General features: G+C 68.9%; 22 protein-coding genes, 1 tRNA gene and 1 pseudogene. 11 read left to right on the top strand and 13 right to left on the bottom strand.

Annotated elements, in window-relative coordinates; translation table 11 throughout:
- The 5 genes from HW577_RS05780 to HW577_RS05800 all read right to left on the bottom strand — a co-directional run.
- The coding region (locus HW577_RS05780; protein ID WP_198375118.1) for a cytochrome c3 family protein at positions 1–1,671 on the bottom strand (1,671 nt) is incomplete at its 3' end.
- Between the two features lie 91 nt (positions 1,672–1,762).
- The gene (locus HW577_RS05785; RefSeq protein ID WP_198375119.1) at positions 1,763–2,617 is read right to left on the bottom strand and encodes a hypothetical protein; all 855 of its coding nucleotides are present in this window, start codon (positions 2,615–2,617) and stop codon (positions 1,763–1,765) included.
- Positions 2,618–2,693: 76 nt separating this feature from the next.
- Positions 2,694–5,216, bottom strand: a complete 2,523-nt coding sequence (locus HW577_RS05790) for an arylsulfatase (protein WP_198375120.1) — start codon at positions 5,214–5,216, stop codon at positions 2,694–2,696.
- Positions 5,217–5,349: 133 nt separating this feature from the next.
- Positions 5,350–6,390: a helix-turn-helix domain-containing protein gene (locus HW577_RS05795; protein WP_198375121.1), complete on the bottom strand. Its 1,041-nt coding sequence runs from the start codon at positions 6,388–6,390 to the stop codon at positions 5,350–5,352.
- Positions 6,391–7,172: 782 nt separating this feature from the next.
- Positions 7,173–7,700, bottom strand: a complete 528-nt coding sequence (locus tag HW577_RS05800; protein WP_232474708.1) for a hypothetical protein — start codon at positions 7,698–7,700, stop codon at positions 7,173–7,175.
- Here HW577_RS05800 and HW577_RS05805 point away from each other — a divergent pair.
- A complete protein-coding gene (locus HW577_RS05805; protein ID WP_198375122.1) occupies positions 7,699–7,944 on the top strand; it encodes a hypothetical protein in 246 nt (81 codons plus the stop codon). The genes HW577_RS05800 and HW577_RS05805 overlap by 2 nt on opposite strands.
- Here HW577_RS05805 and HW577_RS05810 read toward each other — a convergent pair.
- A complete protein-coding gene (locus HW577_RS05810) occupies positions 7,941–8,678 on the bottom strand; it encodes a TetR/AcrR family transcriptional regulator (RefSeq protein ID WP_198375123.1) in 738 nt (245 codons plus the stop codon). The two genes, HW577_RS05805 and HW577_RS05810, sit on opposite strands and share 4 nt — an antisense overlap.
- A gap of 20 nt (positions 8,679–8,698) precedes the next feature.
- Here HW577_RS05810 and HW577_RS05815 point away from each other — a divergent pair, with 20 nt between their 5' ends.
- Together HW577_RS05815 and HW577_RS05820 are read left to right on the top strand one after the other, a co-directional pair.
- Positions 8,699–9,967: an acyltransferase family protein gene (locus HW577_RS05815; RefSeq protein WP_198375124.1), complete on the top strand. Its 1,269-nt coding sequence runs from the start codon at positions 8,699–8,701 to the stop codon at positions 9,965–9,967.
- Positions 9,964–10,704 (top strand): CPBP family glutamic-type intramembrane protease, encoded by a 741-nt coding sequence (locus HW577_RS05820; RefSeq protein WP_198375125.1) that lies wholly within the window; start codon positions 9,964–9,966, stop codon positions 10,702–10,704. Before HW577_RS05815 ends, HW577_RS05820 begins: the two co-directional genes overlap by 4 nt.
- A gap of 28 nt (positions 10,705–10,732) precedes the next feature.
- On the opposite strand, the gene HW577_RS05825 is transcribed toward HW577_RS05820, so the two are convergent.
- Together HW577_RS05825 and HW577_RS05830 are read right to left on the bottom strand one after the other, a co-directional pair.
- On the bottom strand, positions 10,733–11,554 hold the full coding sequence (locus HW577_RS05825) for an alpha/beta fold hydrolase (RefSeq protein WP_198375126.1): 822 nt from the start codon (positions 11,552–11,554) through the stop codon (positions 10,733–10,735).
- A gap of 101 nt (positions 11,555–11,655) precedes the next feature.
- Positions 11,656–12,624, bottom strand: coding sequence for a LysR family transcriptional regulator (locus HW577_RS05830; protein ID WP_198375127.1), 969 nt, complete (start codon positions 12,622–12,624; stop codon positions 11,656–11,658).
- Between the two features lie 78 nt (positions 12,625–12,702).
- Between HW577_RS05830 and HW577_RS05835 the strand changes: the two genes are divergently transcribed.
- A complete protein-coding gene (locus HW577_RS05835) occupies positions 12,703–13,566 on the top strand; it encodes a penicillin-binding transpeptidase domain-containing protein (RefSeq protein WP_198375128.1) in 864 nt (287 codons plus the stop codon).
- A gap of 203 nt (positions 13,567–13,769) precedes the next feature.
- Here the strand turns inward: HW577_RS05835 and HW577_RS05840 are convergent, their stop codons facing one another.
- The 3 genes from HW577_RS05840 to HW577_RS05850 form a co-directional block, all read right to left on the bottom strand.
- Positions 13,770–14,372 carry a DJ-1/PfpI family protein gene (locus tag HW577_RS05840; RefSeq protein WP_198375130.1) on the bottom strand — a complete coding sequence of 201 codons (603 nt, stop codon included), beginning with the start codon at positions 14,370–14,372 and terminating at the stop codon, positions 13,770–13,772.
- Positions 14,373–14,534: 162 nt separating this feature from the next.
- The gene (locus tag HW577_RS05845; RefSeq protein ID WP_198375132.1) at positions 14,535–14,687 is read right to left on the bottom strand and encodes a hypothetical protein; all 153 of its coding nucleotides are present in this window, start codon (positions 14,685–14,687) and stop codon (positions 14,535–14,537) included.
- A 477-nt stretch (positions 14,688–15,164) separates the two neighbouring features.
- A complete protein-coding gene (locus HW577_RS05850; protein ID WP_198375134.1) occupies positions 15,165–15,377 on the bottom strand; it encodes a hypothetical protein in 213 nt (70 codons plus the stop codon).
- A gap of 285 nt (positions 15,378–15,662) precedes the next feature.
- Between HW577_RS05850 and HW577_RS05855 the strand changes: the two genes are divergently transcribed.
- Complete coding sequence (locus HW577_RS05855) at positions 15,663–18,392, top strand: PAS domain-containing protein (RefSeq protein WP_198375136.1); 2,730 nt, start codon at positions 15,663–15,665, stop codon at positions 18,390–18,392.
- Complete coding sequence (locus HW577_RS05860; RefSeq protein WP_198375137.1) at positions 18,379–19,119, top strand: response regulator transcription factor; 741 nt, start codon at positions 18,379–18,381, stop codon at positions 19,117–19,119. The genes HW577_RS05855 and HW577_RS05860 overlap by 14 nt, the downstream gene beginning before the upstream one ends.
- On the opposite strand, the gene HW577_RS05865 is transcribed toward HW577_RS05860, so the two are convergent.
- Positions 19,116–19,988: a nitrogen regulation protein NR(II) gene (locus tag HW577_RS05865; RefSeq protein WP_198375139.1), complete on the bottom strand. Its 873-nt coding sequence runs from the start codon at positions 19,986–19,988 to the stop codon at positions 19,116–19,118. The two genes, HW577_RS05860 and HW577_RS05865, sit on opposite strands and share 4 nt — an antisense overlap.
- 437 nt (positions 19,989–20,425) lie before the next feature.
- Between HW577_RS05865 and HW577_RS05870 the strand changes: the two genes are divergently transcribed.
- From HW577_RS05870 to HW577_RS05890, 5 genes and pseudogenes are all read left to right on the top strand, one after another.
- Positions 20,426–20,593, top strand: a complete 168-nt coding sequence (locus HW577_RS05870; RefSeq protein ID WP_198375141.1) for a cytochrome b/b6 domain-containing protein — start codon at positions 20,426–20,428, stop codon at positions 20,591–20,593.
- 47 nt (positions 20,594–20,640) lie between these two features.
- The gene (locus tag HW577_RS05875) at positions 20,641–21,417 is read left to right on the top strand and encodes an ABC transporter ATP-binding protein (protein WP_232474709.1); all 777 of its coding nucleotides are present in this window, start codon (positions 20,641–20,643) and stop codon (positions 21,415–21,417) included.
- A complete protein-coding gene (locus HW577_RS27035; protein ID WP_198375142.1) occupies positions 21,414–23,774 on the top strand; it encodes an ABC transporter permease in 2,361 nt (786 codons plus the stop codon). Before HW577_RS05875 ends, HW577_RS27035 begins: the two co-directional genes overlap by 4 nt.
- 3 nt (positions 23,775–23,777) lie before the next feature.
- Entirely contained in the window at positions 23,778–24,971 is a 1,194-nt protein-coding gene (locus tag HW577_RS05885) for an efflux RND transporter periplasmic adaptor subunit (RefSeq protein WP_198375144.1), read from the top strand.
- Between the two features lie 197 nt (positions 24,972–25,168).
- A pseudogene (locus tag HW577_RS05890) lies at positions 25,169–25,408 on the top strand (transposase); the annotation flags it as partial.
- Between the two features lie 134 nt (positions 25,409–25,542).
- Here the strand turns inward: HW577_RS05890 and HW577_RS05895 are convergent.
- Positions 25,543–25,619 (bottom strand) — tRNA-Met (locus HW577_RS05895).
- Between the last annotated feature and the right edge of the window lie 50 nt (positions 25,620–25,669).

Genomic DNA, 25,669 nt, shown 5'->3' on the forward strand with positions numbered 1-25,669 from the left:
CAGCCGCACCTCGTCGGACAGCAGCCGCGCGGCATGCAGGCGGTTCTGCGGCGGCAGGCCTTCCAGCGCGCGCAGCGCCGCGGCGCGCACCAGCGGCTCGGGGTCGAGCAGCGTGCCGCCGATCGCCTCCCCGACCGGGCGGGTCGGCGGGGCGGGCAGCAAGGACAGCGCCGTGGCCCGGAGGATCGCGGGCTCCGCACGGTCCAGCGCAAGCCGCGCCAGCGCCTGGTCCGCGCCACGCGCACCCGTCCGGCCGGCATGGATCGCGAGTGCCGGATGCGGCCCGCCGCGCGGCGGGCCGTGCCACGATGCCAGTTGCGCTGCCGCCCAGCCCTGGGTCTGCCCGGCGTGGCACGATGTGCAGGTGTCGGGCGCGCCGATCGCCGCCGCGACGTCGGGGCGAGGGATGCTGAATGCGTGGTCGCGCCGGCGATCCACGCCCATGTAGGTGACCGCCGGCATGTGGCAGGCGACGCATTGCGCCCCCGCGCCGCCCGGCGCGTGACGATGATGCTCCGCCACGTCGAAGCGCGCCGGCAGGTGGCATTGCGCGCAGACGGCGTTGCCCTCAGCGCGCAGGCGACCGCTGTGCGGGTCGTGGCAGTCGGCGCAGACCACGCCGGCGCGCTGCATACGGCTCTGCGCGAAGGATCCCCATTCGAAGACCTCGCCCTGGATCTGGCCATCCGCATGGTAGTCGCCTGGCGCCAGCAGCAGCGGCGCATGGGTGTCGAGGAAGCGCGCGCCGGGCAGCGGGTCCGCCACGATCGGGCGGGCGCGGGCATGGCACGGGGCGCAGGTCTCGACCTGCACCGCGGCCGACTGGCGCGGCGGGCCGTCCCACCGGGCGATGCCGCGCGGGTCGCCCGTCGCGAAGCGCCAGGCGCCGCCGGAAGCATCGCGCAGCGCAACCGGCAGGCCGCGATTCGCGACATCGCCGCGTGCACCAGCCTGCGCCCAGGCGACATGCGCGGCCCCCGCCCCGTGGCAGGATTCGCAGCCGACGCTGATCTCGGTCCAGGTCGTCTCGTAGCGATCACGCGTCGCGTCGTAACCGCGCTCAAGCCCGGTCGAGTGGCAGGCGGCGCACATGAAGTTCCAGGTCTGGTCGCGCCCGGTCCAGTGCAGCGGATCGCCTGCGCGGAGGGATTCCTGTGCCATCAGGTGATACCAGCGCTGGCCGCCTTCAGCGCGCGGGCGGCTGTCCCACGCCCAGGGCAGCGCCTGGCGGCGGCCATCGGGGAACAGCACGAGGTATTGCTGCAATGGGTCCGCGCCGAACGTCTCGCTGACCGGGAAATCCGCGACCGTGCCGCCGGGACCGTCCGTGCGGATGACGAAGCGGTCGCCGTCGCGCAGGAAGGTGGCGCTGTGTCGACCATCGGTCACGGTCACGCCGGAAAAGTCGCCGAGCACCGACGTCGGCGTCGCCGCGGCCATGGCGCGGGCGTGGTCGCTCTCCCGCCATGCCGCTGCCTCGGCGGCGTGGCAACCGGCGCAGGTGGAGGAACCGACGAAGCCGACGCGCACCCGCTCCGTCGCGCTGACCGGTGCGCCACGGGTGAGCAGCGCGGCCAGCAGGAACGGGACGGCGATAGCGGCGGCAAGGCCGAGCACCGCGAGAATGCGGATGCGCCACCCATCGGGCCTCAGGCCCTGGTCACGCACCACGGGAAGCGGTCGCTACAGGCATCATGCGGGCATCAGACCACGTCGGAATCGGTCGCGGCCAGCATCCTTCCTATCGACCGCCCCCGTCTCGCTAGAAGCTGAAGTTCACCGCGACATACGCGCCGCTCATGGTCAGGTCCTGGACCAGCGCGTTGCTCCCCTGGTCGTAGGACATGTAGCGCCAGCCGAGCTGCACGCCCGCCCATCCGCTCTGGTAGCCGATGCCCGCGAAGGTCTGCCAGGTGAAGTTCGAATCCCCCGTGCCGATATCGAGGTAGTAGGGGACGAAGAACCCGCTCTGCGCGATGTTCAACCGCCCGCGCACGCCGACGATGCCGTTCCAGATATCGTCACGGCCGGACAGCCGGCCGGCGCCGCCGAAGCTCGGTCCCGCATTGCCGCGCGGCCCGAGCAGCGTGACCGCGAGATTGTAGTCGGTCGTGGCCTCGATCCCGAGGTAGCGGAAGCCGGCCAGCACGTCGACATTGCCCCAACTGCCCGAAGCCAGCGTGTAGCCGCCCGCGAGCGTCCAGAGCGTCGTCTTGAGGTTCGTGCTGCCGGACACGTTGACGGTGCTGGAGATAGGGTTGCGCCCGACGCCGAGGATGTCGGCGGCTTCGACGCGGCTGCCACCCGCATCCGCGCTGACGTACATGATGTCCGTCAGCAGCGTGAAACGGTCGTAGCGGACTGTCGCCGCCAGCGCCGCGGCGAAGTTGAGCTGCGCGAAATAGTCGGAGGCGTCGGCCTTGACGTCCGCCGATCCGCCGATGCCGGGCGGCAGCGCGTAGCGCAGGTTCGCGTTGATCGACGGGACCCAGGCATAGGGCGCGACCTCGAAGCTCCAGCCGGGACGCAGGCCGGTGTCCTGCGCCGCGGCGCCAGTGTTGAGGCCGGCCGCGAGCAATGCGGCGGCGGCGCAGAGCCGCCGGGTGTCTCGGGTCATCTCTTGGCCTCCACTGGTATGTCGGGACGGCAACGGCCCGCGGCAACACGCCCGGGGCCGCGCCGAACCGCGTGTCCTAGTTACGCTGCGTGGGTGGCGTGGCGGGCTGCGCGGCCGGTGCCGTGGCCCGCTGGCGCCGCGCCATCTCTTCCTCCAAGACCCGCAGGGAGGCCGGCGTGATGGTGCTCTCGCCCAGGTCGATCGTCAGCCGCACGATCCGCCCGGTGAAGGGGTTGGGCGAGGTGTAGTCGCGGTCATCCACCGAGGTGCCGGTGTCGAGGCCGACGTCGAAGGTCTCGTCCCAGGCAACGGTGAAGGGCAGCGTGTTCTGGAGTGCCCTTTGGGCAACCTGCTGGCCGTTGACCGTGAGCGTGCCCGTGCCGCCGCGCCCGAAGGGCATCCCCTGCGGCTCCATCTGCCAGTCGAAGACCAGCGTGTGGCGGCCCGGCGGAAGCGCCGTCGGACCCTCCCAGCGGTGGTTCTGCGTGCCAAGAAAGTTCCAGTTGAACACCGGACGCCCCTGGACAAGGTAGAAGGCGTAGCCGGAGAAGCGGCCGCCCTGCGTCACCAGCACGCCATTCGCCCCACCTTGCAGCACCTCGATCTCGGCGGTGACGCGGTAGGAGCGATTGAGCAGGCTCGGCGCCGCGCTTCCCTGGATCGAGTTCACGGGCCCGGTATAGGTGAACTGGCGGCGCCCCGCTGCCGGACCGGGCCGCGCCGAGATCAGCCGCGTCAAGGTGGAGTTGTCGAGCGGCAGCACCTGGTAGCGCGTCGCCTCTGCCAGGAACAGGTCCTGCATCGCGCGCAGCCTTGCGGGTTCCCGCGCGGCAAGATCGTTCATCTGTGTCGGGTCATCGACGAGATTGTACAGCTCCCAGGTGTAGCCGTTCATCACGTCGGTCGGCTTGGGCGACTGCGAATCCCACGGCGGCACGGGCGGGGTGGTGCTTGCCATCCAGCCCTCGTGGTAGATGGCACGATTGCCCATGATCTCGAAATACTGCGTGCGCCGGCGCGACGGTGCATCACGGCTCGCCGCGTCGAAGGTGTAGGCCATGCTGACACCTTCGATCGGGCGCTGCGGGACCCCGTTGACCATGGTCGGCGCCTGGATGCCGACCGCCTCAAGGATGGTCGGCACCACGTCGATCACATGGTGAAACTGGTGGCGGATGCCGCCACGGTCCGCGATGCGGCGCGGCCATGAGATCGCCATGCCATTGCGCGTGCCGCCGAGGTGGGACGCGATCTGCTTGGTCCAGCGGTAGGGCGTGTTGAGCGCGAAGGTCCAGCCGATCGACATGTGGTTGTAGGTGCGATCGTTCCCCCAGCCTTCGAGGAAAGGCATCATCTGATCGACCGTGAAGAAGGTGCCGTTGAACCAGGCAACCTCGTTCACCGTGCCATCGGGTCCGCCTTCCGCACTGCCGCCATTGTCGCCGCTGATGTAGATGATCAGCGTGTTGTCGATCTGGCCGGCATCCTCCACCGCCTGGATCACCCGGCCGATCTCGTGATCGGTGTAGGCAAGGTAGGCGGCGTAGACCTCCATCTGGCGGGCGTAGAGCCGCCGCTGGTTGTCCGAGAGGCTCTCCCAGCGCGGAATGTAGTCGGGCAGCGGCGGCAATTGCGCATTTGCAGGAATGACACCGAGACGCCGTTGGTTTTCGAAGATGCGCCGGTGCAGCACCTCCCACCCGCCGTCGAACTGGCCGCGGAACCGGGCGATCCATTCTGGCGTCGCATGGTGCGGGGCGTGCGCGCCGCCTGGCGCGTAATGAATGAACCAGGGCCGGTTGGGCGCGACCGACGTCGTGAGTCGGATATGGGCGATGGCATCATCGGCCATGGCGGTGGTCAGGTTCCAGCCAGGCACACCGACATTCGGATGGATCGGCGTGGTGTTGCGGAACAGGTTGCCCGGCTGCCACTGGCTCGTGTCGCCGCCGACGAAGCCGTAGAAGTAGTCGTAGCCCTGGCCCGTTGGCCAGTTGCGGAACGGCCCGGCCGGGGAGGACTCCCAGGTCGGCACGTTGTGGTTCTTGCCGAACCAGGACGTGGCGTAGCCGATCTCCCGCAGGACAGCGGCAACATGCGCCGTCTCGGGCGGAACGATCGAGTTATAGCCAGGGAAGCCGGTGGTCAGTTCGGAGATCACGCCGGCGCCGACAGAATGGTGGTTGCGGCCCGTGAGGAGGGCCGCGCGTGTGGGCGAACACAGCGCGGTCGTGTGGAACTGGGTGTAGCGCAGCCCCGCCTGCGCAACGCGCTCCAAGGCGGGAGTCGGGATGACGCCGCCGAAGGTGGATGGCGCACCGAAGCCGACATCATCGGTCAGGATGACGAGGACATTGGGGGCACCCTCGGGTGCGGCGATCTGCGGCGGCCAGGCGACTTGGCTGTCGCCCACATTCGGCATGATGGTGCCCGTAAAGGGCGGCGTGGGTGCCGGCAGGCTGAACGCGTTTGGGGTCATCACCGCGTCCGGCGCGCCGGGCGTGCCGCGGATCTGCTGCGCCGCCGCACGGGAGGCAAAGGAACCGAAGGCCAGGGCCGTGACCACGACCCCGGTCGCGAGCGCTCCGACAAGTCTCATCGGGCTTTTCCTCCCCTTCCAGATCATCAAGGCAGGCCGACGCGCATCGCGCGTGTCCGGTCTCCCCCCCGGGAGCATGCGCCGGGCATCGCGCGGCGTCCGCACGGCGCACTATCCAAATTCGGCAGGCTGCTCACGGCTGTCGGTTTCGCTGGTGCAACCGGCCGGACGGATCACGAGCATTCGTGTCCCGGTCCGTCCCGGGTGCCGGCCGCGCGGCGAGCGTTTCCGAGGGCAGTTCGCCGAACAACGCCCGATAGTCGCGTGCGAAATGACCGAGATGCCAGAAGCCATGACCGAGGGCGACGGACTTCACCAATTCGGGGCCGTTCCGTTGGCGCAGCAGCGCCCGGCGCGCCAGCATCAGCCGACGAGATTTCAGGTGCGCGTGCGGGCTTGTTCCCAGCACCGCGCGGAACGCGTCGTGCAGGCGCCGCGCCGAGACGCCGAGCGCCGCGCACAATTCCTCCGTGTAGACCGGCCGCTCCACCCGCGCCTCCATGAAGGCCTCGGCTGCCCGGACGAGACGCAACGCCTGCCCGACGGCGCGCGGGCGCGGCGTGAAGGCGGCCTCGGCTGTCAGGCTCCCGGCAACTTCCTCGCGCAGCGCCATGGCGAGGCCGGCCGCACAGTCGGGCAGGTGGAACAGCGCCGGCAGGCCCTCGGCAAGTTGTCCGGCCGACGACAGGGCAGCGACCAGGCGCGTCGCCCTGTCCGGCGACAGCGTCAGCCCGCTGACCGCCCCGTGAACGCGCACATGCGGGGTCGCGACTTCAGCCAGTTCCTCGAGCAGCGGGAGGGGCAGCGCCACGGCAGCCCAGCGCAGCCGTCGCGGGGCGTGCCCGGCGATTTCGGCGCCGCCGGTGGCCAGCACAGCTTCCGTGGTCCCTACCTCCACACCGTTCACCAGCGCAGGGCGATCCGTGACCTGCATGTTGAGCATCAGCACGGCGATGCCCGGCGCGATGCCGCCGCGCGAGACATGCCCCGATGTGTCGGCATGCTGTACGATCATGTCGCCGACCCTGAGGACGCGGAGCGTCGCCGAGAAGGGTTCGTCGTGCAGCGGCATGATGTCGAACTGGCCGCCGAGGAGCGCGGACGAGAAACGGTCCGGCTCGGCAAAGCTGTGCATGAGGCTTGCTGTCGGGGCCGGATGCTCGAAGCCGCTCATGCCTGCCTCCCCTCCGGAAGGCCCACGCAGGCGCGTTCGTGACGAGGCGGCGGGGGCGATCTCGTTTCATTAACTCACGAAGTCGTCAGCACCGCAAGGAAAGGCGGCATCCGAGGTCGGCGTGCGATGACCGGCGCGGCAAGGTCCGCGCCAGATCCGGATACGCCCTGCAGATGCCGTGCGGCGCTGCGACATCTAGCATTCGCAGCTCGCGGTGAGGCGGGAAGAGGAGGACAGGGCGCACGCGCCGCGCCGGGTCGGGACATGTCATGGAAGCCGCATCCGATGGGATCGCATGCGCCTCGTTCGACCCGGCATGTGCGTCGCCGGTGGCGACGTCGGGCCTGCACGCCGCGAGCGGTCCATCGGACGCGCGGCCGCTGCTGCGGAGATGGTCCCCAACCGCGAGGACGATCTCCTCCGTCGGCGGCAGCGATGGCGCGCCCCTCGCATTCCGCTGGCCGCATACCGGCTCCAGGCCTTCCGGTCGCGGCCGTCGCCACCGTCGGTGGTGAGCGAGGCCCACCGACCGCCGCACCCCTGCGGACGCGACTCATCGCGCCCATCATGCATCGAGAGGGCATTCTACAACATCTGTGCGAGCCAGGAGCCGCGTCACTGTGGTTTGGGTCGAAGCGCCCGCGCCCCGAGGTGCCTCGGCCGAGATCGTACTTTAGACTGCCGACGACGAAGGGCCTCGATGATGCGAGTGAGAATGTTGCGCACGGGTCTGATCTTGGCGCTCGGGCTATTCGTGGCCTGCTCGGCAATGCCGCCGCGCGTCATGCTACCGCCCCTGCCGCGCGGACCATCAGACGATCGTCCGCCGTGGTTGCGTGAGGTGCCGCAGCCACTGGAGCGGTATCCTGCACCTCAAGGTTGGGGTGGCGATCACTTAGCCGCTGTACGATTCGGTTTAGCTGCAGGGTAGCGGATGACGCGTTTGCAGCGCGTTCCATCACCCTGGCAACGGTGGTGTGCGTCCATGCGTAGGCACCGCGCGGGGTCGGGATGCGCTGATCCTTCATCAGTCTAGCCAGCGCAGCATGACCCTCGACGCCTGCTGAACGCCGCCGCTCCAGTTCCGGGTTCAGCCGATGTGCTGCGCGTTCCGCGGCCTCATGCCGCGCCCAAGCCACCGCAGTCGCGTTCGGGCCGGTTTTCGGCCGGTAGCCGCGGTCCCCGCCCAAGGCCTTTCCCCGCGCCTTGGCCGCCGCCAGCGCCGCCCGGACTTTCCCGCTGATGCACTCGCGCTCGTTCTGCGCCATCGCCGCGTAGATGCGCAGCATCAGGTCGTCCGCCCGGGGCATGTCCGCCGCGCGTATCGAGACGCCGTCCTCCCGCAGTTGCGACAGTGTGTGCGCGCCGCCTGCCCCTGCCGGCTATTTGCGCGCGCTCGGATGGCCGCATGGCGGCGGCATCGAGATCCTGCAGGGCCAGGAGATGGGCATGCCGTCGCTACTGCGCGCCGAGATCCCGCCCGGCGCAGGCATGGGCATTCGCGTCTCGGACGCAGCGAGGCTCTCGGCGGATACGCTGCCCCTGCCCCATTAGCGCCTGATCCGCGAAGGCGGCCTGCGATCGAGCGCAAGGGCGGCTTCCGCAAGACGGAGCGTGGTCTCGCGCGCAAGCGCCTCGTCGCCCGCTGGTGGCGCGGAATCGCCGGGGCGGCGCATGGCCATCCACGCGATCATCTCCAGCACGGCCCGCGCCGCCAGTCCCGGTTCCAGATCCGTCCGAACGTCGCCGCGGATCGCCAACTGCCCGATCGCGCGCGTGAAGTCCTGCAGCGCCCGGGTCCGCAGCCCCGTCCCGTAGGCGGCCCCGATCTGGGGGACCTCGGCGCCAAGCCGGTCAAGCAGCAGGATGAGTCGCGCTTCCCGCGCCAGCAGATCGTAGAGTTCCCCGAGGATGTCACGCAGCGTGGCCGCGCTGGTGTCACCAGCGGCGACGGCCGCGATGCGTGGCAGGGCGAGACGCGGCCCGAGGGCGTCGGAGAGGGTCGCCTCCAGTTCTGCCTGCGCCGGTGCATCGCCAGGCGGCAGGCCGAGGCCCGCAGCCGCACGGATCGCGAGGTCGAGCAGGGCCGCCTTGTCGGCGGCGTAGAGATAGACGGTTCCGGCAGCTACGCCCGCCTCCCGTGCCACGTCCGCCACCTGTGACAGCCGGAAGCCCTGGCGGGTGAAAACGCGGGAGGCGGCGTCTGCGATCGCCGCAAGCCTGCCCGGCGCGGGACGCGGGCCCCTGCGCGTTGCATCCCGGGCGAATTTAATGAATGATTTATTCATTCAATAATTCTAGGTGCCACATGACCCCGCTGTCCAGTCCCCGCCGCCACGACGTGGACAACCTCCGCAGCCTCGCCGTGCTGCTTCTCGTGCCATTCCATACCGCGCGCCTGTTCGACGCGACGCCGTGGCACATGAAGGACGCCGCGGCGCCGCATGTGGGAGCCTCAGTCCTGCTGCGCGCGATCGAGTTGTGGCAGATGCCCCTGCTGTTCCTGCTTGCGGGCATGGCTGCGGCCTATGCGCTGGAGAGTCGCGGCCCCGCCGCCTTCCTGCGCGAGCGTGCGGCGCGGCTGCTGCTGCCCCTCGCCTTCGGCATCCTCGTGCTGGTTCCGCCGCAGGTCTGGGTGGAACGGGTGACGCCGGCCGCGCCCCTGCGGCAGAGCGCGCCGGTCTTCGAGGGGGACTTCGTGGCCTTCCTGCCGGAGGCCTTCGTGTGCTGCTACCCTGCGGCGAACTTCTCCTGGCACCACCTCTGGTTCCTGCCCTACCTGTTCCTCTACGCCGTGCTGCTGGCGCTGGTGTCGCGCGCCGGGGACGGCACGCGGTTGGCGGCGTGGATCGCCGCATCGCCGTGGCGGTTGCTGCTACCCCTCGCGCCACTGGTCACAGTCGAAATCCTGCTCCGGCCAGCATTCCCCGGCAGCCACGATCTTGTCGCGGACTGGGCCAACCATGCTCATTACGGACTGCTCGTCATCCTCGGCTGGTGGCTTGCGCGGAATGCGGCGCTCGCGGCGGCCGTCGCGCGGCATTGGCCGCTGCTGACGGGACTGGCTCTGCTTGCCGCGGCGCTGTGGTTCGCCGGCCTGCCGGCGGCGCGCGGCGGGATGGGCCTGCTCGACCTTCCGCTTCCGGCTCGCCTTGCCATCCGCGGCGCGGCGGAATGGCTCGTGCTGCTCGCCCTGCTGGCCGCCGCCCGCCGCTGGCTCGCGCGCCGCATCCCGCTCCTCGGCGCCTTCGCGCCGCTGTCCTTCGCATTCTACATGCTGCACCAGACGGTGATCGTGCTGCTCGGCTGGGCGGTGTTCGACTGGTCGGGCGCGCCGCTCTCGAAGGGCCTGGCTATCGCTGGGGCGACCTTCGCGATCAGTCTTGGCGGCGCCGCGTTGATTGAACGGACCACCTGGCTGCGGCCCCTGTTCGGCATGGGTGCGGCCGGACGGCGCGTGGAACGGACAGCCTGGCGCGCGGCTTCCGCTCATCCCCCGACCTCACAGTTCGAACCGCCCTTCGCGGCGACGCTGTTCGCGGCCGTACCCCGCGACGTCCCGACTCATCGGCCATGAGCCCCGGTCCCGCCCTGTCTACAGGCCGCCCTCGGCCGTGGCGCAACGCATGGATCGTGCTGCTGGCGGGCTGCCCCGGCATCCTGTCGCTTGCGGCAGTACTTCCGGAGGTGCCCGGCGTTCCGCCGGCCGCGCTGCTTGTGCAGCCGGCGTTCCTGCTTGCGGGGCTTGCCTTTGCCGGGACCTGGGCCGCGGCGCGCTGCGGCTTTTTGCTGGCCGGCGGCTTCCGCCCTGCGGAGCGCGTCGGGCAGGGCGTGTTTGGCTTGCTGCTGGGCCTGCTGATCGCGCTGGCCGACCACGCGACGCGCGGTTTCTGGCAGGCAGCGCCCGGCCAGCCGCCCTCGGTACTCGAGGGATGGCGCCCCTCCGCGCTGCTCGTTGGCGTGCTCTATGGCGGGGTGGTGGAGGAGGTGCTGTTCCGCTGGGGGGCGCTGAGCTTGATCGCGCTCGGCCTTAGGCAAGTCTTGGCACGGCGCGTGGGGCGCCCGCCACCCTGGTGTGTCGCGATCGCGGTGGGGCTTGCGGCCCTGCTGTTCGCCGCGAGCCACCTGCCGGCGCTGGCAGCTGGCGGCGTCATGCCCGGTTTCGGCGCGGCGGTGCGCACGGTGCTGCTGAACGCGATCGCGGGGGCGGTCTTCGGGTTGCTCTTTGCCATGCGCGACCTGCTCGCGGCGATGGTCTCGCATGGTGCGGCACATCTGGGTTTCACCTTGGCGGCGATGGTCAGGTCCGCTTGAGGACGGCCTCGGCGCGCCGGCCGGCAGGTCAGCCCTCCGCGCCTTCGAGATGCGCCGCAATGAGCCGCGCGAAGCGGATCGGGTCCGCTTCCGGCAGGAGATGGCCCGCCGCCGGCACCACGATGGACCGGGCGCCTGGTATCGCCTGCGCCGCTGCCTGCGAGACCAGCCGGTAGGTGGCCGTGGTGTCGGCGCCCCAAGCGAGGGTCGTCGGCACCACAAGCCGCGCGAGATCCCCGGCGGCGATTGGCACGGGCGGCGTCTGGCTGAACAGCAGCCCGATGGTGTCGGCGTTGTCGAGGTGGATCTGCCGCACCTCCGGCGGCTGCGCGTCGAACCAACCGACCGTTCCCGCAGCAGCATCGATCAGATCGCGAGCCGCTTCAGCCCAGTCGCCGCGCTGTGCAGCCTTGGCCACCGGGCCAAAGGCGCGGGCACCGTCCGCGGAGATCTCAGCCTGCGCCGCAGCATCGGTGACGAAGGTCGGGAAGCCCGGCTCGTAGAGGAACAGGCTACGGATCCGCTCCGGTGCGTCCAGCGCCGCGGCCAGCGTGGAATGCGCCGAGAACGACCAGGCGACGACATGCGCCCGGGCAAGGCCAAGCGCATCGAGCATGACGACAAGATCTTCCGCCTGACTTGCAGTGCCGAAGCGCTTGATACCGACGCTACGCGGCGCCGGGCCGAAATGCCGCTGTGTCGGCACGACGAGGCGCCATCGATCGGCGAGTTGCGCAGCGACGGGCGCGAGCGTCCGCCGGTCGCCGAGCGCGCCGTGCAGCAGGAGAAGAGGCGGACCATCACCGATGATGTCGGCAGCGAGGGTCACATCGGGGAGGCGAATTGCCATGCGCGTGTTCCGGTGGAGCTGATGCCAGGGGCAGGCGCCGGGTTCAACGGCCAGGGGCGGCGAGCCTGGGTCGACGCAGCACCATCCGCCGGCTCGGTCGGCTAGCTTACAGCCTTTGCGGGAACACCCCGCGGCACCGCCGCCGCCGCTTCGGCGATCACTTGTCTTGCCCAGGACACATCAGGGTCGGCGGCGTCGCGGCGGCGCCAGGCGAGGGATAGCGGCGAGCAGAGCGGCGGCACGACCCGCAGGATGCGCAACTCGGGTGCCTGCCGCACTAGCGCCGCCGCCGTGCGGTCCGGCACCATGGCGATAAGGTCGGTGCGTCGCAGCACTTCCGCCGCGCCGGCGTAGCTCGGCAAGCCAAGCGCGATCTGGCGGTGGCGCCCCTGCCGCGCGAGCCAGATGTCGAGGTAGTTCTGGGAGGTCGGCCAGGGCAGCGGATAGAGCTGCGGCCGATCGAGCAGGTCGGCCAGGGACGCGTCCGACACCTGCACCGCGATCCCCGCGCCCTCGCCGGCAACGGCCACGACCTCGTCCTCCCACAGCGTCTCGACGGCGATCGCTTCTCCCGCCGGCGTGTGCCCTCCGACCGACAGGACCGCGTCGACCCGCCCGGTCATCAGGTCTGCCTCGTAGCTGCGGCGCTGGAACGCCTCAACCGAAAGCGTCCAGCCGGGCACGTCCTGCCGCAGGCGCTCGGCAAGTACCGGGATCAGCGTCAGGTCGAGCGCCGCAGGCGAGGCGATGGTCAGTGTCCGCTGTGGGCTGCGCGTCGCCGCCACCGCCCGGCTATCGCCGAGCGTGAGGCCGAGTTGCGGCAGGAGCCGGAGCAACGGCCCCTCGATGGCCCGCGCCCGGGCGGTCGGCGTCAGGGCGTTACCGGCGCGGACCAGCAGCGGATCCCCGAGCAGCCGCCGCAGCCGTGCCAGCGCGTGGCTGACGGCGGAGGCGGTGACGTGAAGGCGCTCCGCGGTTCGGGCGACGCTGCGCTCCTCCAGCAGGATCGCCAGCGTCTTCAGCAGGTTCAGGTCGAGCCGCGTCCAGTCCATGGAGGTGCTGAACCGCATTCAGTACAAGCTGACAAGACATCAATTGGTTCATGCCGGCCGCGCTGCTAGGCGTCCGCCATCGCACGGAGCCTAATGATGCCTGTCTTTGCCCCCCTTGCACGGCGCGGCGCGCTGATCGCCGCCGCGTCGCTACTCGGTCCGGTCGCCTCGGCCAGCGCGACGACGCGTGCGATCATCCGTCGCGCGCCGCTCACGGAGGCGATCGGCCCGCGGGAGGTGGCATTCCTCGCGCGCGATCTTGGCAGCGGGGCGGAGCACGCGCTCGAGGACAGCGACCTCGGCTCTCGCCATGCACCCTGGTCGACCTTCAAGATCCCTAACCTCCTGATTGCGCTCGAGACCGGTGTCGCCGCGGACTTGGACGCGGCGCGGCGCTGGGATTCCGCGCGCCGCCCGGCCGCGCCGCACTGGCCAGCCGCGTGGCGCCGCGACCACACGTTGCGCAGCGCCTTCGCGGCTTCGGCGGTCTGGTACTTCCAGGACGTGGCGAAGGAGGTCGGCACGACCCGATACCGCGCGACCCTCAGCCGCTGGCGCTACGGCAACGCCGAGGTCCCGGACGGGTCCGACAGCTTCTGGCTCGGTCGTGGCCTCACAATCGCGGTCTCGGAGCAGGTCGCCTTCCTCGCCGAGTTGCTGGCCGGCCGCCTCGGCGTGTCGCAGCGCTCGCTCGCCGCGCTCGCGCAGGCAAGCTGGTCAGGGCAGGTCGGCACGGCGTTGGTACATGGAAAGACCGGGTCGGGACCGGTGACGCCCGGCGAGTTCCGCGGACCCTTCGAGGGCTGGTATTGCGGCTTCGTGGTCCGACCGGATGCATCGCCGGTCGTGTTCGCGCTGTTCACCCGGGCGCCCGGTTTCGCGTCATTGGCCGCGTTCCGGCGCGAGTTCTCCCTCCAGCTACTGGCCCGGATCGGTGTGCTGCCGGAGCCTGCCGGCTGATGCGTCGGCTTCCGCGCTGAGTGGGCCCGGCGCCCCGCCTGCACCGCGCGAACTTGACGTGCGGCTGGCCGCGCTGGCCCGCGTTTGCACGCCTGCGAAGTGCCGCAGCCGCTGCTCCTACACGTATTCGCAGCCTTCGCTGTGTGAAAGGCGTTCGAGCACCACGTCGAACATCAAGCGTCAGATACGGTATCCTGGCTTCGTCACCTGCACCGCCAGCGGCGCCGCTGCAAGATTGACCATCGGCATGCGGACATTCCATGCCGTGACGCGCACCCTGTTGTTGCCTCACACATGGCAGTCCGCAGGCGCGCTGCGACGCGCAAGGCGTCGTCGAAGCCCGATGTCACGCCCGCCGCGGTGACGAGGGGCCCGTCCTCGACCACACGCTCGTCGACGGGGATGGCGCCAAGCAGCGGCAACAGGTGATGGCTTGCCCAATGCGTCGTTGCGTGACGGCCGCGGAGCAGGCCAACCGCGCCAAGAAGGATGGCGCCCGTGCAAACCGTGAAGACGACCTCCGCGCACTCTGCCTGCCGGCGCAGCCATGCCACGAGACCGGGATCGAGCATCGCCGCGTCGACCCCAAACCCGCCCGGGATGTGCAGCACGTCCAGTTGAGGCGCCTCCTCCAGCGTTGCATCCGGCAGGAAGCGGAGCCCCTTCATGTCCACCACGGGATCCATCGTGCGCGCATAGAGGCGCCAGGTGGAGTCGGGTAGGCGGGAGAGCACTTCATGAGGGCCGCTCAAATCCACCTGGTCGATGTCGGGAAAGATCACGGTGCCAATGTTGAGATGGGCCATACCCGGTGACCCCTGAGCCGGCGTCACGGCAACTCGCGGGCAGCCGTTCCACTACGAATCTGCAATCACTACCGAGCATGCCTCATGAGCACCACCCCTCGGCCGCTGGTGCCTTGATGGATCGACGATGGCTCGATCTCGGTGGAACTCGCTGTCTAGTGATCAGGGTGGCGGCACCATCTCCACTCCGTGACGCGCGCACATGGCCAGGATGTGCGCCATAGCTCCCGGCGGTGGGCGCTCGGGCAGCGGTGCGTCCAGCGTGCCGAGTTCGGCGAAGAAGTCACGCCTCTGTTGCTGGACGACGACGAGCATCACAACACGCGTGCTGGCGCTGCGGCTACGTGATCGAACCGGCGCGCGAGAAGCACGGCCCCATGACGTGCGCGGAGTGTGGATACGAGTGATCAGCGTCAGCCATTCATCCGCATGGCGAAGCGCGGCGCGACGCGACGCCGAAGACGGCACGCTGCCTCTCGCTGCCACTGCAATCATCAAATGGGTTGATCGACCAAACCTGCAGTTCGGCTGCGGCCAGATGCCCCTGCTTCGGCCGTCTTCCGCGGGCGCCCCCCCGCATGGCAGTGGGAACGACCACAGCGTCGCCCTGTCCCATCATGTCAGGACGGCTTGCGGGCGAGGCACGCCGGTATGCGTCGCGCCTTGCGCTGACCGTCCTCTGCGCAGCCTTGGGGTGGGCCTACCTGCAGCAAAGCAGGCGCCCAGACCCCGAAAACGCGCCGCGCATCCGCACCACGAAATGCGGGGGCCTGACATCTAGTTATTCCGCTGTCACGTCTTTTTCGTTGTCTTCCCGGAAGGCTCGATTTGCGGCGGCGGAAGCATGACGCCAAACTCCAGCCGGTTTTCCAACAGCCGCGCAACGAAGTCATGCCGCAACTGGATCTGCCACGGCTCTTCCATCTGCGCGAGCTCTTCCCGGCGGTGTTTTGACGGGCGCCCTTTCGCGACCGCGGGGCCTGCGCGCCTCTCCGCATGCGTCATGATGTTTTTTTCCCCAATGTGTTGCAGCGACCGTCCGCGGTTATGCATCGCGGCCCAGGACTGCTACCGGCGGATAAAGATCCTCGCCATCCGTTGGAACGCTTAAGGGGAATTGCGTAGTCGCGCCTCCATCCGCCGGTCGAGCGCACGACTTGATGTCCCGCAAGGCATAGCCCTTGCCGGACCAGTACGAATTTCTTGAAAGCTGCGGCTGTCGGCGGATGGCCATTCCATCGGGCCGCCGGCACGTCGCGGGGCGACGAAAACATCGGACATGCCCGACCTATGCCGCCCGTGACGCATTGCAGCGAGTCCCAACCCGATCGAGATGCGCTGTCTTGCGCGATCGAAGCGGCGGGCCTTGCCACGTGGCGCATCGACATGACGACGGATCGTGCGCTCGATCGATCCAAGCATCATGACCGATTGTTCGGACATGCGGCGCGACAGCCAGACTGGGGGTTTGCGGCTGCTGCGCGGCAAGTGATCGAAGACGATCGTCCTGCCTTTCTTGCCGCTATTGACCAGGCGCGGACGACAGGCCTGCTGCGTTCTGCTGCGCGCATTCGCTGGCCCGACGGCTCAGTGCATGGCCTTGAGTTCCGCGGCCGCATGCTTCGTGGCGCAGACGGCAACGAAAGCGTCATGGCCGGCACGGTAGGTGAAGCTGGTGATTTCCCCGCAATCGACGTCCATCTGCAAGAGAGCGCATTGCGGCTTCGACTCGCGCAAACCCTCTCGGGCATAGGTCTTTTCGAGTGGGACATAGCCACCGGGCGCATTGCCTGGAGCGAAGAGATGCTGCGGATCTACGGTATGGCTCGTTCCGAATTCGACGGGCGCTACGAGACCTGGCGCCCGAGGGTGTTGCCCGAGGACCTGTCGAGACTTGAAGCGACGGTCCATGAGGCTCTGGCGCGGCGGGACGAAAGCCTGCGCACCGACTTCAGGATTCGTCGCCCCGATGGAGAAGTTCGCGAAGTCGAATTCGTCGGCGCCTTCACCTACGGACCTGACGGCACGGCTCTTCGTGGAATTGGCGTGAATCGTGACAACACTGATGCATGTCGGATGATTCGCGCCCTGCGGGAAAGTCAGGCACGCGATCGCGCCATCTTTGAACAGGCCGCAGTCGGCATCGTCGATGCCGATCTTGATGGGCGCTGGATTCGCGCCAATCGCAGGCTCGCCGTCATGTTGGGCTACGATTCCGCTGCGGACCTGGCCGGAACGTCCTGGCTCGACCTGACCCATCCGAGTGATCGCGCGACCGGATGCGAGCAACTCGCTGCACTGCGGGCAGGTCAGGTCGACTACCACACCGGCGACAAGCGGTTCCTGCGCAAAGACGGGACTGCAATCTGGGTAAGTGCGACCGTTTCGCTAATTCGCACGCCGGACACCGGGGAGCCCTCCTCGCTCACGAGCGTCATCATCGACGCGACGGACCGAAAAAAGTCAGAAGCCGCGCTGCTCGAGGCCGAGGAGCGCTTGCGGTTCGCGCAGGAGGCAGCGGGCGCCGGGCTCTGGAACCTCGATATCGCGACCGGGCTCGCAACCTGCTCCGAAGGCTATTGTCACCTATACGGCCTGGACCCCGCGTCCGGCGGACACCACACCATCGAGGATTGGCTTGCGCAGGTCCATCCGGCGGACCGCCCACGCGCGCGAGCGGAAGTCGAGGCTAGTCTCGCGAAGGGTAACTACGCTTGCGAGTATCGCATCGTTCGGACCGATGGCACCATTCGTTGGCTGGCCGCACGCGGCAAGACGTATCTGGATGAGGCTAGCCGGCCTGTGCGCTTCACCGGGCTCGCGGTTGATGTGACGGCACTGCGCGAGGCGGAGTTGAGGCTGCGCACGGCCATCGAGGGCACCGGCTTCGCGACCTGGGAACGCATCGTCGCCGAGGGGACAGCCTTGTGGTCCACGAACCACTTTCCGCTCTTTGGATATCCAACGGATCCAGGTGGGCGGGCCAGTTACGAGATGTGGTGGAACTGCATCTGCCCGGAGGATCGCGCCAAGGTTCAGGCGGCGGTAGCGTCTCGTCAGGACAGCGAGCGGTTCGATGTCGTGTATCGCATTCGACGCGTCTCCGATGGCGCGGAGCGTTGGATGCAGACCATGGGCTACGCGATCGACGATGACGCGGAGGGCCATCCGCGCCGAATGATCGGCATCACTCTCGACGTGACCGACCGCGAAGTGGCGCGCATTCGGTTGCACGACCTGCAAAATGAGCTCCTGCACGTCTCGCGACTCGCTGACGCTGGAGTGATGGCGTCCGGCCTCGTGCATGAAGTCGCGCAACCGCTGATGGCCGCTACCATGGCGATGCAAGCAGCCCGGCTCACTGCACATCGTGCAGCCGCCCTGCTGCCAAAGGACTTGCATGAGGGATTCGAAGAGGCGTGCGGATTGGTCGGAGACCAACTCGCACGAGCCGTAGAAATCCTGGAAGGGCTCCGAGCCTTCATCATTCCGCACGGTACCACTCGAAGTCCCGAAGCATTGAGGCCTCTCGTGGATGACGCCTGCACCGTTGCGATGGTCGGCTTCGGTCGATCGGGAACGGCGGTCCGCAACGCGGTTCCCGAGGAGTTGCCCAACGTACTGGCAAACGCCGTCCAGATTCGCCAGGTTCTGTTCAATCTGCTGCGCAACGCGATTCAAGCCATGGCGGAGCAGGGGACTGCATTGGTCGAGCCGACCGTTACCGTGACTGCGGATCTGCAGGACGCGATGGTGAGGGTTGCGGTAGCGGATAATGGACCGGGACTTGCGCCCGAAGTTGCGGCGCAGCTCTTCGAACCGTTCGTGACGACAAAGCCGGAAGGCATGGGGATCGGCCTGTCACTCTGCCGATCGATTGTCGAGTCGCATGGCGGCAGCATTTGTGCCGAAGCAAACCCGGGCGGAGGGGTGGTCTTTCGCTTTACGCTGCCGGTGGCCCCGTGCGACGAAGTGCCACTTCCTGAGCAGCATGAGGATGGCACCGATGGTAGTGGCTGACGTCGCGCCAGTGGAACACTCCCGGCACGCCGCCGCTCAACTTGCAGCCGGTGCAAGCATCCATGTCATCGACGACGACGAGGGCGTCCGAGTTGCGTTCGGACTTCTCCTTCGCGCTGCGGGACTCACCGTCGTGCTGCATTCCTCGGCACAGGCATTCCTCGATGCGCAACCGACCCTCACCGAGCCGATAGCATGCGTCTTGACGGACCTGCGGATGCCAGATCTCGATGGAATTGGTTTGCTGAGACGCCTCCGCGCAATGGGCTTCACGCCGCCGGTCATCATGATCACGGCGCGAGGGGACGTGCCAGTTGCAGTTCGCGCCATGAAGGAAGGCGCCGCGGACTTCATCGAGAAGCCATGTAGCGACAGGCGACTTCTTAACGCGATTGCCACGGCCTTGGAGCGTTACAATTCGACGAACTCGCCGCCGTCCGGGCAATCGCCACAGGATGCAGCTCGCGCCAGGATGGCTGCGCTTTCGCTGCGCGAACGTCAGGTGCTCGAACTTCTGGCGGCCGGGCACGCGAACAAGGACGTTGCCCGTGTACTTGCGCTCTCTCCCAGGACGGTCGAAATCCATCGTGCGCGGATGATGTCGCGGCTCGGCGTGAACTCGTTTGCAGACGCAGTGCGGGTTGCTGTTCAGGCCGATGTCCAACCTGTCGATGGTCCCGCCAGCGCCAGTCAGACGGAAGGAGCACCTTCAGGACCAGAGAGCTAGGGCGACGCGAGCACTGCGCCTGCGATGCTGCCCGCCGATCGCGCCTCTGCGGAAGCGGAGTGAGGCGGCGCATCACGGCTATTGACGCGCCTGTCGAGTGGCGCAGCTGCGAGCCGGCGCGCCAGAGACCTCCGGAGATCCATGTGGGCTACTGCCCGATAGCCGCGGCGATCGGCGCCCAGGAGGCGGCCGCCATGGTGGGCGAGGTCGTCGCGGATCCTCCGCAAGTCCGGCGTCCAGGAAGCATCATCGGACAGCCACGCAATGTCGGAGACAACAGAGACACGTACGTCGCCATTTGGAGGTGCTGAAGCACGGTTCCGCGTCAGGATGACGACGGGCGCGCAGAGTGCTTCGCGCCGCATCGCGTCAGCGATCTCCCGCACAAGCACGATCACGGCCTCGTCGAAGCTGTCGGGGTTTCCAGAACAGGACCACAGGCCCGCTGCCAGCCTGAGGCGAAGTTCAGCCCCGGACGGGAGCAGAGCCTGAAGCGCGGGCCTCAGACAACGAAGGCGGTCGTTAGGGTTGAACGCAATCTGCGCGCGGGTCTCGATCTGTGGATCGTTGACGTCTGCAAGCATGCGGGCACGGTCCGATGCCTGCCTTGCAGCGATCCCGATACGCTCGAGAAGAGCCGCGGCGTCCGCGCTGACGCCGGGTAGAACCTCGGATATGGCGCCACTTATGGCGAACAGGGTGTCACGCAGGTCATGGAGCAGGTCTTGTGCCGGCGGAGCGGCGTGATACCCGCGTCCCACTCTGGCAGACGCTTGCTCACGGCCAATCAACCATGCGGCATTGGGCTCAAACGACATGGCGAACTCCGTCACACGCAGCAGCCACTCGACCGCCAGGGCTGCGATCACCACGCACATAGTCGCGGTCGCTCGCGGCGAAGGCAATTGCGCACTTCTACTTATCGCGGGCCTTGCGATGCGGTCCGCCCTACCGACGCAGGCCAAGTGTTCAGGTCACGACTCCCCGAGATCTGCTACGCTTGGCGCATCCGCGAAGCGGCGAGGCGAACCGTTGGGCTGGTAAGTCGGCGATCTTCGCCACTATCTGCAACGCTGCCCCTGTGGTCAGGCGCGCATGTGCCCTGGCGTCACTCATGCGGAGTGTGATGACAAAGCCAGCGGGCGGACCGCGCAATCAGGCCGGAGAGCAAACTTGCAGCGTCACGTCCGCGTATACCGGGCGGCGCCTAGGCGCTCTGCTTCGTCTCGCTGCCGGTCAGCGGCTCCTCGGTGATGATCCACGCCATGCTGCCGGTCGACCCTCGCGGACGGATTTGTCGAGGGCGATGAAGCAGCCCCTGCCGTTTCCGGTGCGGGTCGGGCGCATTTGGGCCGAGGCGCATGAGGTGCTGGCCAACCTTATGCTGGCCACGGTCGCGGCACATGTCCTGGCGGCGCTCTGGCATCAGTTCGTTCTGCGGGACCGCGCCATTTCCCGCATGGTCCGGGGCTGAGCCGCGCGCCCCGGCACCTTTGTCCTCACCGGGACGCGGAACGTGGCATGCTGCGCCGGACGCCAATGACGACGGCAGCCGACGCAGCGCCCCCGGCCGGCGAACCCCAGGCGACCGGTGCGACCCCGGTCTTCGTCGCGCGCGGCCTGTGCAAGAGCTACGGCAGCGGCGACGCGACGGTGCATGCGCTACGCGACCTCGACGTCGATATCTGGCAGGGCGAGTTCGTCGTTCTGCTCGGCCCCTCAGGGTCCGGCAAGTCCACCCTGCTCAACATCCTCGGCGGCCTCGATGCCCCGACCTCCGGGCGCGCCGCGTGGCGGGATCATGAACTGACGGGGGCAGACGAGGCGGCGCTGACCGCCTATCGGCGCGACCATGTCGGCTTCGTCTTCCAGTTCTACAACCTGATCCCGAGCCTCACCGCGCGCGAGAACGTCGAGCTCGTCGCCGAGATCGCGCGCGACCCGATGCGGGCGGAGGAGGCACTCGCGCTGGTAGGGCTGTCGCACCGACTTGATCACTTCCCCGGACAGCTCTCCGGGGGCGAGCAGCAGCGCGTCGCGGTCGCGCGCGCCATCGTCAAGCGCCCCGACGCGCTGCTCTGCGACGAGCCGACCGGCGCGCTCGATGTCGAGACGGGCAAGCTGGTGCTCTCGGCCATCGCGCGGGCGAACCGAGAGGTCGGCGCGACGACCGTGGTCATAACCCACAACGCCGCGATCGCCGGGATGGCGGACCGCGTCCTTCGGATGGGCGGCGGGCGCATCGTCGCGATCGAGGCGAACGCCCGCCGCCTAGCGCCCGAGGAGCTGGTCTGGTGAGCGCGCTCGACCGCAAGCTGCTCCGCGACGTCTGGGCGCTGCGCAGCCAGGTTCTGACCATCGCGCTGCTGATCGGCGCCGGCGTCGCCGTGCTGGTCATGTCGGTCAGCAGCTTCCTCTCGCTCCGCGGCGCGCAGCAGGCCTTCTACGCCGAGAGTCGCTTTGCCGAAGTCTATGCCGAGGTGAAGCGGGCGCCGAGCACGATGCTGGCACGAATCGCGGAGATCCCGGGCGTCGCGGTGGCGGAGGGGCGCGTCGGTGGCGAGGCCCGGGTTGACTGGCCGGGGGCCGAGGTGCCGGTCGCCGCTCGTGTCCTGTCCCTGCCTATCAGCGGGGAACAGCCGGCGTTGAACCGGCTGCGGCTGATTGTCGGCCGTCTGCCGGAACCGACCCGGCATGACGAGGCGGTGATCCACGTCGCCTTCGCCGAGGCGTGGCAGGTGCGACCTGGCGACGAGATCGCCGTCATCCTGAACGGCCGGCGCCAGCGCTTCCGCATCGCCGGCATCGCCCATTCGCCGGAATTCGTCTTCACCTCGCGCCCCGGCAGTCCGCTGCCCGACGACCGCGGCTTCCTCGTACTCTGGGCGAATGAGGAGGCGGTGGCGCGTGCCTTTGACATGCAGGGCGCCTTCGGCGAGGCGGTGCTGACCCTCGCCCCCGGCGCCTCGGAGCCTGCGGTGATCGCGGAGCTCGACCGGCTGCTGCTGCCCTGGGGCGGCCGCGGCGCCTATGGGCGGCACGATCAGCCTTCGCACCGCTTCCTGGAGGACGAGTTGGCCGAGCAGCGCACGCTCGCCGTCACCGTGCCGCTGGTCTTCTTCGGCATCGCCGCCTTCCTGCTCAATGTCGTGCTGGGCCGGATGGTGGAGGCGCAGCGCGAGCAGGTCGCGGCGCTGAAGGCACTCGGCTACCCGTCCCCGCCGATCGCGATGCACTACGCGAAGTTCGTCGCGGCGATCTGTCTGCTGGGCTCCGCGCTCGGCATCGGCGCGGGCGCCTGGATGGGTGCCGGCATGCTCGGCAACTACCGCCCCTTCTTCCGCTTCCCTGAGCTTCCCTATCTGCTGCCGACCTGGCTACCGGTGCTGGCCGCGGCTGCGAGCTTCGCGGTCGCGCTGGTCGGCGTGCTCGACGCGCTGCGACGGATCCTGCGCCTCCCCGCCGCGGAGGGGCTGCGTCCGGCCCGGCCGGCTGCTTTCGGCGGCGGCCCGCTCGGCCATCTCGGGCGAGGGCTTGGCGCTCGGGCGAAGATCCCGCTGCGCGGCCTGCTCGGCCGCCCGTTGCGAACCCTGCTCACCGTGCTCGGCATCGCGCTGGCGGTGCCGATGGTGGTGCTCGGCCTGTTCTGGTGGGACGCGATGGACAGCATGGTCGAGCTGCAGTTCGACCGCATCGAGCGTGGCGACGCTTTCGTCGCGCTCACCGACCCGCGCCCTTCCCGCGCGGCGCGGGAGATGGCGCGCCTGCCCGGCGTGCTGGCGGCGGAAGGGCAGCGCATCGTGCCGATCCGGCTGCGAGCGGCGCAGCGCAGCCGACTGCTGGCGCTGACTGGCCTGCCGGCGGGCGCAGAGCTGCGCGTGCCGCGCGACGCCAATCTACGCCCGGTGCCGATCCCTCATGAGGGCCTCGCGCTCAGTCGGCGGCTGGCCGAGCGGCTCGGCGTGCGCGAGGGCGACACGGTACAGGTGGAGGTCCTGGAAGGCGCCCGGCGCGTGCATGACCTGCCGGTCGACGTGCTGGTCGAGGACATCATCGGCTACACCGCCCTGATGGAGATCGGCGCACTGAACCGGCTCATGCGTGAGGACGACCTCGTCTCCCATGTCGCGCTGCGGGTGGACCCGCTAGCGGCGGAGGCGTTGTGGCGGCAACTCGCGGAACGGCCGCGCGTCGCGGCGACGAACGTGAAGGCAGTGTGGCTCCGCGTCTTCGATGAGGTAATCGCCGGGCTCGTGCTGACCAGCGCCGTGACGCTGACCGGCTTCGGCGTGATCATCGCGGTGGGCGTGGTCTACAACAGCGCTCGCGTCGCGCTGCAGGAGCGTGGTTGGGAGATGGCGAGCCTCCGGGTCCTCGGCTTCACGCGGCAGGAGGTGTCGCGCATCCTGCTCGCCGAGCTTGCGCTCGCAGTGCTGGTCGCGGTGCCGCTCGGGCTGGTGCTGGCGCAGTGGATCGTCGGGCTGATCCTGGGCGCGCGGGACAACGAAAGCTTCGACGTCCCGGCGGTGATCAGCACCACGACCTTCGCGGCGGCGGCGTTGGTCGTACTGGGCGCTGCCCTCGCCAGCGCGGTAGTGGTGCGGCGGCGGATCGACCGGCTCGACCTGGTCGCCGCCCTGAAGGCGAGGGACTGAAGCATGAACCGGCATTTCCGCCGGGCGCTGGTTGCCACGGCCGTCCTTCTGGCGGCTGGCGGCGCATTCCTCGCCTTCCAGCCGCGACCGGTTCTTGTCGAGACTGAGCTGGTCACCCGCGGCCGCTTCGAGGCGGTGGTGGTGGAGGACGGGCGGACGCGGGTGCGGGACCGCTACGTCGTCTCCGCCCCCGTCGCGGGGCGGGTCCTGCGGCTCGGCGTGCGCCCGGGCGACACGGTCAGCCAGGGCGACCCGGTTGCGCTGATCCTGGCTGCGCCGTCCGCCCTCCTGAGCCCGCGCGCGCGGCGCGAGGCCGAGGAGCGCGTCGGTGCCGCGGAAGCAATGCTGCAGCAGGCCGGCGTGCTGGTGGAGCGTGCCGCAGCCCAACGGGTCCAGGCCGAGGCGGATGCGGTTCGTGTGCGCGCCCTGCAGGCGCGGGGCGCAGCGCCGCTTCAGCAGCTTGAGCGCGCGGAGCTTGCTGAGCGCACAGCCGCACGTGACATGCTGGTGGCCGAGCGGCGACGCCATGCTGCCGCGCACGAACTGGACCAGGCGCGCGCGCTGCTCGCTGCCACCGAGGCGCAGGAAAACGGGCCGGAGCGCCTCGAGGTGCGCGCCCCCGTCGGCGGGCGCGTGCTGCGCGTGATGCAGGAGAGCGAGGCGGTGATCGCCTCCGGTGCGCCTCTCCTGGAACTCGGCGATCCAGCGGACCTGGAGGTGGTGGTGGACGTCCTCACTGCTGACGCAGTCGGCATTGCGCCAGGTGCCCCGGTGACGATCGAGCGTTGGGGTGGACCGGCGCCGCTGCAGGGGCGCGTGCGCCTGGTCGAACCCGCCGCCTTCACTCGCGTCTCGGCGCTCGGAGTCGAGGAGCAGCGGGTGTGGGTGGTGGTCGACCTCGTCAGCCCCCTGGAGCGCTGGGCCGCGCTCGGTGACGGGTTCCGTGTGGATGCGCGGATCATGGTGGAGGCGATCGAGGACGCGGTTCTGGTGCCGGTCAGCGCGCTCTTTCGGCGGGGCGCCGGCTGGGCGGCCTATGTCGTGCAGGACGGCGTAGCGCGCGAGCGACAGGTCGAGGTTGCCCGACGCGCGGCCCGCAGTGCCATGATCTCCGGCGGCTTGGCCGCGGGCGAGACCGTCGTTCTGTTCCCGCCGAGCACTCTGCGCGACGACGACCGCGTCAGCCGCACAAGGTGAACCAGAGGCGATGGTTCGGGTTCCGTTGCACTTCCTCCGCCAGTTCCCTCGGGCGTCCCGCTCTCCGCCAGACCGATCGCCACGCTGAGCGCCAGGTTTCCTGGATCTAATGCGGAATGACCTGCCTGCCGATCCCTGGACCGTCCTGCACTGGAAAATTCCATTTTAGGCTTGGGCTGGGAGACGGAGGGATGGCGATGAAGAGGTCGAAGTTCACGGATACGCAGATTGCGTTCGTGCTGCGCCAGGCGGAGGAAGGGACGGTGATTGAGGAGATCTGCCGCAATGCGGACATCTCGAAGGTGACGATCGACAACTGTCGCAAGAAGTACGGTGGGCTGATGCCTTCTGAGATGCGGCGGCTGAAGCAGCTTGATGACGAGCACGGCAAGCTTGGGAGGCTTTTGGCGGACCTCTTTTTGGATCGGTCGATGCTGCCTTGTCGCGGAATCTGGCAAGCTGCGGATTGAGGTGCGTGGTCAGCTTGGGGCGATGCTGCGTTTGGCGGAGGGTGCCCGAAAAGGCAAAGGCGCCGACTGGGAGGTCGACGCCTTGTGTTCGCAACTTAAGATGGATGCGGGGACAGGATTTGAACCTGTGACCTTCAGGTTATGAGCCTGACGAGCTACCGGGCTGCTCCACCCCGCGTTGATGTTGTTGTGTTTGAGGATCCGGCCTGGTGGCCCGGCGGCGACCGA

The sequence above is a fragment of the Neoroseomonas rubea genome (genome assembly GCF_016106015.1).
Classification (GTDB): Bacteria; Pseudomonadota; Alphaproteobacteria; order Acetobacterales; family Acetobacteraceae; genus Neoroseomonas; species Neoroseomonas rubea.